The organism is Tunicatimonas sp., from assembly GCF_049647865.1.
In the GTDB taxonomy this organism is placed as follows: domain Bacteria; phylum Bacteroidota; class Bacteroidia; order Cytophagales; family Cyclobacteriaceae; genus Tunicatimonas.
Genome location: NZ_JBARYM010000061.1, coordinates 1 through 10,262, shown reverse-complemented (window position 1 = coordinate 10,262; position 10,262 = coordinate 1). Strand labels below are relative to the sequence as shown.

Here is a 10,262-nt window from a genome sequence, read left to right as displayed (position 1 = left end):
GTACAAGGCTACGAAGAGTATACCAATAAAATATCACCTCGCTAGCATACTTGTTATTATGCGTTCCTATAAAACTTACTGGCATTATTTAGCAATCCTGTAAAATACGCTGGGTAATGTTTAGTGTAGTTGCGCGGTGGTGAACGGTCAGCATATCTAACTTGTGACAGGAACTACTACAACCGTCTACGAACCTAATCGTAGAAACCACCGCGTGACTTACTTTTTCGTCATTCGCGATGTCATCATGAAAAGCATCAAAACGTAGTCACAGTGTATTTGGCTTATTGATGAATTATTTTTACTTCATTTTTGCGAATGAGTAGGCTGTAAGGGCATCGATATTCATAGGTTGAATCTCTTGAAATTGAAACAGGTGATCAATGGATTCTCCGCGATTCCAGTGGCGATGCATCACTAGGGCAGCTCCCAAAGCTGAAGCGTTATCTAACTCAGTTGTATAAAACTGAATATCTGGAAAATGAGCGGCCAACAGCCGCATAAATAGCTGATTAGCACAAAACCCGCCTGAAATAAAGACTTTTTTCGGGGGTGTTTGACTAGTAACTAACTTCATGGAAATAGCTTGCATTTCTACTAAATCCAATATCAGTTGGTGGTAAGCTTCTTTGTAACTAGAAAATTGATCTAAATCAGTAGGCGGACCCACAAAATTAGGCAGCGGACCAGTTTGTTGCATGGTCTGCGGATAAAAATGCCGCTCTTTGTGGTCACTCGATGCTATTCTTTCAAGCAATTCTTTATCGGGAATAATTGAACGATGATAGTCTGATGATTTGTTAAAGTGCTCAGCCAACCGAGCTTCCTGATAATCGTGCTCGCGCCCCATAAGAATACGTGATGCCTTTACTGAAACACCCCGGTAATTAATATATTGCAAACAGTCTTTTCGTAACTCCTCATTGGTTAGCGGCTCTTCATTGAAAGGGTTCAGCGTAATATTCCAGGTGCCAGAAGATAATAGCATGAAAGATTCTTCAAAGGCCAACAAGTAAGGAACCAACGAAGCCGAACTATCGTGAATACCCACTCCACATAATGTATTGCTATTGTTATTAGAAATCATTTCGTAGGAGTGAGTAGATACTACCGGAGGTAGCGTAGTATCAATCTTTTCGGCGTACACCCAGTCGTGACTTCGGTCGCGAGAAAAATCCCAAAGCGCTGTGTGGCAGCCTAAACTGGTAATCTCATTAAAGCATTTTCCATGTATTAGGTAGGCAAAGTACTGGGGAAGATGTAGCGAACGCCAAATAGTACGGTACATTTCGGGCTTATGGTGTTTGAGCCAATACAACTGCAACCCTGAATTGAGCATTCCTAAACGAGGAGACGCAGTATGACGCGTAAATTTCTCTTCACCTCCGTACTGGTCATATAGTTGTTCGGCTAAACCTTCAGGATACGGTTTAAGATAGTTGTACAGAGGAGTAGCCGGTTGACCCCGCTCATTAAGGTGAACAAAAGAAGCTCCGTAAGCCGATATATTAAGCGCGCAAATAGCAAACTTCTTATTCTTTTTAATCGCTTTAAAGCTCTTCTTTACCCATTGGCTGGTTTTTTCTATATCCTCACAGGGGTAGCCATCGTCGTCAACTGTCTCGGGTAGGTTTATCTGGTCTTGGTGTACTATCTGATATTTTCGGTCATAAAGCAGCAGCTTTTTATTTGTTTTTCCGATGTCATAAATTGCAATAACTGGTTCGTTCATCTTCTATCGTTAGGTTGTTACGTTTTATGGCTATAAGCCAGTTGCTAGCGTTTTAGCACCTCGTTCATTAACCAATGTTTGGCGGATTTGCAGTTTTCGGTATAATGAAAGAGGGTGTAGTGCTGCTTCTGCCCGATGGCGTATTTCAGCCAATAATGGGCGCACGTCTGTGCGGAAAGCACTCTGAATAATCTCCTGGCACATCACTACATCGTTGTCTTCCTGAGCTTGATAAAGAGCCTCCCGATCTACTAGTAAAGCCTGAGCGTAAGCAATTAGTATTGCATCAACTGACTGTAGCAAGTCTTCTAGCGGGTCTTTCACATTGTGGCTCGCGTCAATCATCCACGCAAATGACTGCGTTTCTATACCTTCCAGCAGCTCCAAAAAAATTAAGAATAGCTGGTAAGGCTTAATACTTCCTACGGTAAGATCATCATCACCATATTTAGAATCATTAAAGTGAAACCCGCCTAGTTTGCCTTCCATCCTCAAGCGGCTAACAATCTGTTCAATATTGGTATTAGGCAAATGGTGTCCCAAATCTACCAAACTGTATGCCTGTGGTCCTAGCCTACTAGCCAACAGGAGAGAACTACCCCAATCTTGAATAACTGTACTGTAAAAATTAGGCTCATAAGGTTTATACTCCACTAACATTTGCCAATCATTAGGCAGGTGGCCATAAATCTTCTGTAGGCTCGCTAAAGTGCGCTCAAATGCCCGCCGAAAGTTCTGCTGACCAGGAAAGTTAGCCCCGTCAGACAGCCATACCGTAATAGCTTTCGAGCCCAAAGCTCTCCCGTAATCTATTACTTGCTGATTGTGCTCAACCGCCTGTTGGCGCACCGCTGCATCGGTGTGGGCGAGAGAACCAAATTTGTACGAATGCTCCTGATTGGTTTGATCTTGAAAAGTATTAGAATTTACTGCATCAAAAGCAATTCCCCACTCTCTGGCTACTTGACGAATATGGTCAGCATTGTCAGGAATATCCCAAGGAATATGGAGTGATATTGATCCGCAATGACCGTTTAGTGCGTGTAATGCTCCTACATCCGCTATTTTTTCCTCCAAGTTACGAGGTTCCCCTCCACCGGGAAAACGCCCAAAACGAGTACCCCCAGTGCCTAAGGCCCAGCTAGGAATAGCGATTTGCATTGCTGAGAGCTGATGAATGCATTTTTCCCAGAAAGAGTCAGAATAAGATCTTAGCGAACGAAAACTGTCCCAGTGTGCTTGATGATCCGAAAGGGCCGATTCATTCTCTTCGGCAATACGTTGAAGATTAAGGTTCATACCGTAGTAAATTTTGCTAGATATAAGCCTATTTTTTAGGGAATGCCATCCTGCACTATCCGGCAAACTTGCTAAGTTTTCAAAATGAACAGGAATACTCGAGACACTGGCTAATAACTATGCATAAAAGTACTTGCTTTTTAAAATTATAAAAATATTCATTCGCTTTACTTTTCTAAATCAGTACCTGAGCCTTAGTTAAGCTAGAAGATACAACTGCGGAATGGAATCAGTTATTTGATCTACCGCTAAATCAGTATATCGAATCGTACTCTACCGGCATGAAGAAAAAGCTAGCTTTTATGGGAGTCGTCGCGCTGGATCAGGCCATTCTGGCGCTAGACGAACCCATCAACGGCATTGATCTGGAGACTACCCAAAAGCTAATCAGCCACCGGAGTACGCTGAAATGGAGAAGAAGATATTTGGCAGCTCTCAAGAAAAGAATGCTAAATTGGTAAGGAAACAGTTGAAGTAGAAAGCTTCTCACTTTAATTAAGCACTACCTAACAGAAACTCAAAAAATGAGTGTAAACCTTTTCAGCATCCATTAAGGGTGTTTTAGAATTATGGAAGAATTCGGGGTGCCACTGTACTCCGATTACTTTTCCTTCTTCAGCTTTTGTCCATTGAAATGCTTCTATCAGCCCATCGGGTGAGGTGGCCAGCACTTCTAGGTTTTCGCCTAAATCCTTTACTGCCTGATGATGGACGGTATTGACCATCTGATTATCTTCATTTTGATGCAAACGATCCAATAGTTTCCCTTCTTCTAGAATGATAGGATGATTAATTTGATCGTATAGTACCGCATCCCGGTGAGATTCTAGTTCGGGTCGCTGAGTACCTATATCCTGATATAGCGTTCCGCCAAAGTATACATTCATCACTTGGAAGCCCCGGCAGATGCCAAAGACCGGCTTATCGTTTTTTATGGCATAGTCCAGAATTTTCAGCTCGTATTCGTCCCGGTAGGCATCGCCTAACCAACGACCGATCGGTTTCTCTTCGTAGGTTTCGGGAGCTAAATCGGAACCACCTTGGAATACAAAGCCATCCATTTGCGCCAGAAAATCAGCTAGTTCTTCCGACACCAAATCAGGAATCAGTATTGGTAGCACGTTGGGACGGTAGAGGTAACGAGCCATATCGCGCTCTAGATAGCACAAATACTTGGGAGTAAAGTATGTCCGATCCGGGTCGGGGTACATTAAGCAAGAAGTTACTCCTAGCTTTATCATAGGGCTGCCCGATAGAGTTTCAGAAAATCTTTGCGACTCACTGGTTTAGGATTGTTGGGATGAGCAAAATCTTCTGATGCCAGCGTAGATAATTCTTCCAGATGAGCTTCTTCCACCCCGGCGCTGCTAAGTTGAGTAGGCAGACCAATCTGTCTGTTCAAGCCAAACAGTGCCTCAACCACCGCTTCCCCACCGTGGTCAGCCAAATTCATGACCTGCGCCATCGTAGCAAAGCGATTTTCAAAGCCATTAATATTAAACTGCAATCCGTAGGGCAGACAGATAGCGTTTGCCAGTCCGTGGTGCGTATCTAGTAGGGCCGACAGCGGATGCGCCATTGAGTGTACTACGCCTAGCCCCTTCTGAAAAGCTACCGCCCCCATCAGCGAAGCTAGCAGCATCTCCCGCCGTGATTCAGCATTGGGTTGGTTTACGGCCTTTTCTAGCGAACGAGTAATCATCCGAATGCCTTCCAGCGCAATGCCGTCGGCCATCGGATGGTAATTTTTGGCTAAGTAAGCTTCTATATTGTGGGTTAAAGCGTCCATGCCGGTAGCAGCCGTTACTGCTGGCGGTAGCTCGTAGGTTAGTTCGAGATCAGCGAATACCACTTGTGCCATCAGTGTCGGATGAAAAAGGATATGTTTTTTTCGGGTTACATCATCTGAAATAATCGCACTCCGACCTACTTCACTACCCGTACCGGCTGTTGTAGGCACGGTAATAAACAACGGTATCGGCTCAGTAATATATTGATCACCGCCTGTCAGTTCGTCGTACTCCAGTAACTCGCGGGTATTATTGATGCTTAGGGCCACTGCTCGGGCTACGTCCATTGCTGCTCCCCCACCCAATCCGACAATTGCATCGCTACTGTGTTGGTGGTAAGCTTCATTTCCCTTCAACACATCGGACTTGACTGGGTTCTTAGAAATATCGCAGAACAACTCAGGGGTCAAACCCTGCTGCCGTAAGTCAGCCAAAATCTTTTCGAAGAAAGCTAACTTCGCCACCACCCCATCGGTAATCAACAAGGGACGCTGGCTGCCCTTACTTTTTAGGTAGCTTCCCAGTTCCTGAATGGCTCCCTCACCAAAGCGAACAACAGTGGGAAAATTAAATTGATGAATCATATATAGTTAACAATGTACAGTGAGCAATGTACAACGAAAGACATGGAATATGAAAGAATCGGTTCTGTTCTATTGAGTAGTTTTTGTGAATGGAACCTGAGAACTGTTTTTACTGATTGCTTAACACCATACAGCCACTTTAGTATCCTCTCATCCATAAATTAGCACTTTGTTATGGTGGATTGATCGTTTAAGTATAGGATTTTTGAGCGTTTATATCTCTACGAGGTCTATATTTCTGTCTAATAGTTTTTCTGTAGCTTCTTTCAAATTTCCATCACTGAAATTTACAAAACTTTACCTCGCTAACGAACCGCAGTAGCTCATTTTCATAATTTGTCTGCAACTTTTGAATCGGCAAGCGGTTACAGTAGGCATGACAGTACGAGTACGATTTGCCCCTAGTCCAACGGGGCCACTGCATATTGGCGGGGTACGCACCGCTCTTTATAACTACCTATTCGCTAAACAACATCAGGGCGCATTCATTCTGCGAATTGAAGATACCGACCAAACCCGCTTTGTGCCCGGTGCGGAAGAATACATTCGCGAAGCCCTAGCTTGGTGCGGAATTCCGCCGGATGAGGGCGTAGAACAGGGCGGGGAGTATACGCCCTACCGTCAATCGGAACGAAAAGACATATACCAGCAGTACGCTCAGCAATTGCTAGACGGCGGGTTCGCTTATTACGCCTTTGATACATCTGACGAACTGAACGAGATGCGTGAGCGATTACAAGCCGAAGGAAAGAACCCGCAGTACGATGCGGCTAGCCGGATGACTATGAAGAATTCACTAAGTCTCTCCGAAGAAGAAATTAAAGAACACATAAACAGCGGGGTACCCTACGTAATACGCGTAAGAACGCCGGAAGACGAAGATATACAACTCGCCGATCTAGTTCGGGGCAATGTAACTGTACATTCATCTACGTTGGATGACAAGGTTTTGCTAAAATCCGATGGTTTACCAACCTATCATCTAGCTAATGTAGTAGATGACCATCTGATGAAGATAACTCACGTAATTCGGGGCGAAGAGTGGTTACCCTCGGCTCCATTGCACGTGCTGCTTTATCACTACTTAGGCTGGGAGGAAAATATGCCCGAATTTGCCCACTTACCACTACTGATGAACCCTGATGGTAAGGGAAAGCTCAGTAAACGCAGTGGCGATCGCTTTGGCTTTCCGGTGTACCCGTTTGACTGGGAAAATCCGCAGTCGGATGAAGTATCCCCGGGATTTCGGGAAGGAGGTTATCTGCCCGAGGCTACAGTAAACTTTCTAGCTCTACTAGGTTGGCATCCGGGTGATGATGAAGAATTGTTTAGTCTGGAAGAATTGGTTACCGCATTCAGTTTAGAGAGAGTTAATAAAGCGGGAGCCAAGTTTGATATTGAAAAGGCTAAATGGTTTAATCAGCAATATCTTAAAGAAATGTCAGATGCAGCCTTAGCTGAGCATCTGCTGAAAGATTTATCGGACAATGGCCTAGAAAGCAATCAGGAAAAAGCTGAGCAGGTTTGCGGGCTGATGAAGGAGCGAGTTACTTTCCCGCAGGAAATCTGGAGTACGGCGCAGTACTTCTACCAGCCCCCTAAACAGTACGATGAGAAAATGGTACGAAAAAAGTGGAAGCCGGAAGCATCCGATGCCCTACTTGCCTACGCTGAAGCCTTAGAAGGTTCGGAAGAAAAATTGTCAGCAGAAAATGCTAAACAACAGTTACAGCAAGTACTGGAAGATCGTCAGATAGGATTGGGTAAAGTGATGCCTGCGTTACGCCTTGCTCTAACCGGACAGGGCGGTGGACCCGACTTAATGAGTACCATGGAGGTATTAGGCCGTCAGGAAGTAATTAGTCGAATACGGCAGGCGGTAATGTCTTTAGCAGTAAACTAGTAAAACACCCTACACCTCTTTATCGTTATGTATATAGAATAACTATCAATTATTCATTTTCAATTAGCATAAGTATTATGGGAAGAAAGAGATTAAGTAAACGAGAAAAGCCGAAAGTAAACCCTGAATTAGATGGGTTCGATATCAAGATTGATACGTTTGGAGAGATCCAAACCAACTATGATATTGATAAGATTAATAAGTTTCTGAACAAACACGTGGATGATAAGAAACTACGTGACCGCGACGATATTGAGGGCCGGGATGAAGATATCGAACAAAAGGAAGAGGACAACCAATCTGAAGAGGAGTAACTACTCCTCAGCATCCAAACTAGCTGTAGGGGGAAAAATGTGCAGGTTACCGTGCTGATCTTTTCCTAAACGCACTCGAATGTATTCTCCCTGCGAATACCAATAAAAGTAGGGTGAAATCGGCTGGTTATGCTCTTGATACTGCTCAGTAACAAAGCTATGAAGGTATTCAATCACTTTTTGAAAGTTTTCTAACTTGTCTTCTTTTAGCTGATGCACCAATACTATTTCTTCGTGGGGCACTGCTACAATCGCCCCGTATTCGCCGCTAACCGGTATAATTTCATCTAGTACTAGCGTAGCATCAGCTTCACCAATAGCGAGTATTTCGATAGAATCAGCTATTGTTTTTCGGACGATTTCATGCTTCGATTCAGCAGTATTCCGCTTAGCGATTTGCCAAATTTCCTTTTCACTTATATTCCACTGTTCCAGTTGATTTCGCTCCACTGTTGCCGTTGCCGTTGCCGTTGGTAGGTTAAGTACCGCACAAGTAACAGTGCCTTCCAAATCGGATTGAACTACCCAACGGTTCCAATCCTCTTCAGTTATATCGGCGGCTGGGTGTAGCTGTAGTCGTAAATACTTTTTTACTGTTGAGAAATCAGCCTCGCTCAACATCTGTTGATCATCGTAGGCACTTATCAGCAGGGCTACGTACTCTCTCACCAAATCTTCTCGTCCGGCAGAGTCAAAGGCGAATTCAGCACTTTGTTCAATTAGAGGCAACAAAGAAAACGAATACGGATATTCACCCATCTGAATACTAACTATACCCTCTTTTACTTCTAAAACTTCAAAGTTGATTAGCTGCTGGGTAGTAAATTTCAGTAGGTGGCTATATTCTTCTTGACTAAGATACTGTTGATGAGAGGCAGGTAAGAATTCATCTATTTTCTGTGAAAACGCCGAATAACTGGTAACAAATAATATAATTAATAAAGCTTTAAATTTCATATCTAGGTGTTTATACTTCAAATATAAATAAAATATGTATAAATATAAAATTTATTACATTGTAAGATTATTATTAATTATTCCGATAGTACAATCTAATTGTAGCTATACGGAGGTTGCCAAGGCGTTCTACCTCCTTGCTGAATATGATTCATTAGCAGGCGAAGTAATTCCTTATATTTCTCAGGTTCTTCATTAGTAACATCTTGCTTTTCTTGTGGATCAGCTTCTACATTATATAACTCTAGAGGCTGCCAAGGGCTGTTCTGAAGTAGCTTCCAATCGCCAAGCCGTACCGCATAGATAGATTGTCCACCGTAACGGGTGCCTCCTTCCCGCCTGGTAAAAAACAAAGGTCTATCTTCTTTAGTGGGTTCTTGCCCTAATAGTGTTGGAAGAAAACTACGCCCCTCAATAGAATCTTGCGAGGTAGTTCCAGCAATATCAAGTAAAGTAGGATACAGGTCCATAGATAGGTTTACTTGACTAGTTACCGAACTCGGTTCAATTTTACTGGGCCAAACGGCAACGGTAGGTACTAACAATCCGCCTTCGTACATGCTTTGCTTTCCATCTCGAAACGGGCCATTGTTGGCCTCGCTGGGTAGGTGCCCCCCGTTATCACTGGTAAACACAATCAGCGTATTCTCGTATTGTCCGGTTTCTTTTAGTGCCCTGATAATCTGGCCAATGCCATCGTCCATATGCTCAATAAAAGCTACCAGTTTAGCCCGGGTTTCCGAAATATCAGGTTCTCGCTCCTGCACTGTACTTAGCCAATCTTCGGGAGGCTGTACTGGAAAGTGAGGAGCATTATAAGCAAGATACAAGAAGAATGGCTGAGAGTTCTTGGCCTGTTGTCGGATATAATCTACCGACCACTGCGTGAATAGATCGGTGGCGTGCCCTTCCGGATCAATCGTCTCCTGATTGTGGCGCATATAATTAATGCCGTGCCGACGATGCGACCAGTAGTCGTCCATCATATCGCCTAACCAACCCTTAAATTCGTCGAAGCCTCGCTCGTTGGGAGTATTTGGTGAATCTAAACCAAGATGCCACTTACCAATAATTGCGGTATGATAACCTACCTCTTTCAGCGGAATTGGCAGAAGTGTAGCGTTAGGATCAAGGTAGCCCCAGCTATTGTTGGCATTTGTACGAATGACCCCAGGTACTCCCACGTAATCTTGGTAGCGTCCGGTTAGCAGGGCCGCCCGGGTAGGAGAACACACTGGGCAGTTGGCGTAGAAACGATCAAACCGCATGCCGGCCATCGCTAAAGAATCAATATAAGGAGTACGAATGTCTTTCGTCCCGTAGTAGGAAACGTCGTGGTAGCCTTGATCGTCGGTAATAATTAGCAGAACATTGGGTGCTGACGAAGATTGAGCGTGCGCGGGAGCTAGGCTGATTAGAATTAAGAGAGTAAACAGACCGATAGAACGTTTCATTATGCGAGAGATTTTTACGAATTTAGAGAGTATATCTTCTCTAAAATTATCGTTATTTAATCAATTATTTAGCAACAACCTATGAAACGATCACACGAAATAGACTATCAGATTCTCGGCGATGGAATTCAGGTAGTAGAAGTAGAATTAGACCCTAGTGAAACTGTTATAGCCGAAGCTGGAGCTATGGTATACCTGGAAGATGGTATCGATTTTGAAACTAAAATGG

Annotated in this window: 10 protein-coding genes; 4 read left to right on the top strand and 6 right to left on the bottom strand. The window is 43.8% G+C overall.

Going from position 1 to position 10,262, the window contains the following annotated elements; genetic code table 11:
* Positions 1 to 301: 301 nt before the first annotated feature.
* Positions 302 to 1,732, bottom strand: coding sequence for an FGGY-family carbohydrate kinase (locus tag WBA23_RS02230; protein ID WP_424580610.1), 1,431 nt, complete (start codon positions 1,730 to 1,732; stop codon positions 302 to 304).
* Positions 1,733 to 1,762: 30 nt separating this feature from the next.
* Positions 1,763 to 3,031 (bottom strand): TIM barrel protein, encoded by a 1,269-nt coding sequence (locus WBA23_RS02225; RefSeq protein WP_424580609.1) that lies wholly within the window; start codon positions 3,029 to 3,031, stop codon positions 1,763 to 1,765.
* Positions 3,032 to 3,312: 281 nt separating this feature from the next.
* On the opposite strand from WBA23_RS02225, the gene WBA23_RS02220 reads away from it, so the two are divergent.
* Entirely contained in the window at positions 3,313 to 3,492 is a 180-nt protein-coding gene (locus WBA23_RS02220; RefSeq protein WP_424580608.1) for a hypothetical protein, read from the top strand.
* 45 nt (positions 3,493 to 3,537) lie between these two features.
* Here the strand turns inward: WBA23_RS02220 and WBA23_RS02215 are convergent, their stop codons facing one another.
* Together WBA23_RS02215 and WBA23_RS02210 are read right to left on the bottom strand one after the other, a co-directional pair.
* A complete protein-coding gene (locus tag WBA23_RS02215; protein WP_424580607.1) occupies positions 3,538 to 4,272 on the bottom strand; it encodes a gamma-glutamyl-gamma-aminobutyrate hydrolase family protein in 735 nt (244 codons plus the stop codon).
* The gene (locus tag WBA23_RS02210; RefSeq protein ID WP_424580606.1) at positions 4,269 to 5,405 is read right to left on the bottom strand and encodes an iron-containing alcohol dehydrogenase; all 1,137 of its coding nucleotides are present in this window, start codon (positions 5,403 to 5,405) and stop codon (positions 4,269 to 4,271) included. Before WBA23_RS02210 ends, WBA23_RS02215 begins: the two co-directional genes overlap by 4 nt.
* A gap of 376 nt (positions 5,406 to 5,781) precedes the next feature.
* On the opposite strand from WBA23_RS02210, the gene gltX reads away from it, so the two are divergent.
* Together gltX and WBA23_RS02200 are read left to right on the top strand one after the other, a co-directional pair.
* Positions 5,782 to 7,308, top strand: a complete 1,527-nt coding sequence (gene gltX / locus WBA23_RS02205) for a glutamate--tRNA ligase (protein WP_424580612.1) — start codon at positions 5,782 to 5,784, stop codon at positions 7,306 to 7,308.
* Positions 7,309 to 7,385: 77 nt separating this feature from the next.
* Positions 7,386 to 7,622, top strand: a complete 237-nt coding sequence (locus WBA23_RS02200; protein ID WP_424580605.1) for a hypothetical protein — start codon at positions 7,386 to 7,388, stop codon at positions 7,620 to 7,622.
* On the opposite strand, the gene WBA23_RS02195 is transcribed toward WBA23_RS02200, so the two are convergent.
* Positions 7,623 to 8,579, bottom strand: a complete 957-nt coding sequence (locus tag WBA23_RS02195) for a hypothetical protein (RefSeq protein WP_424580604.1) — start codon at positions 8,577 to 8,579, stop codon at positions 7,623 to 7,625.
* A gap of 95 nt (positions 8,580 to 8,674) precedes the next feature.
* Positions 8,675 to 10,033, bottom strand: a complete 1,359-nt coding sequence (locus tag WBA23_RS02190; RefSeq protein WP_424580603.1) for a sulfatase family protein — start codon at positions 10,031 to 10,033, stop codon at positions 8,675 to 8,677.
* An 81-nt stretch (positions 10,034 to 10,114) separates the two neighbouring features.
* Here WBA23_RS02190 and WBA23_RS02185 point away from each other — a divergent pair.
* On the top strand, positions 10,115 to 10,262 hold a 148-nt coding region (locus WBA23_RS02185; RefSeq protein WP_424580611.1), incomplete at its 3' end, for an AIM24 family protein.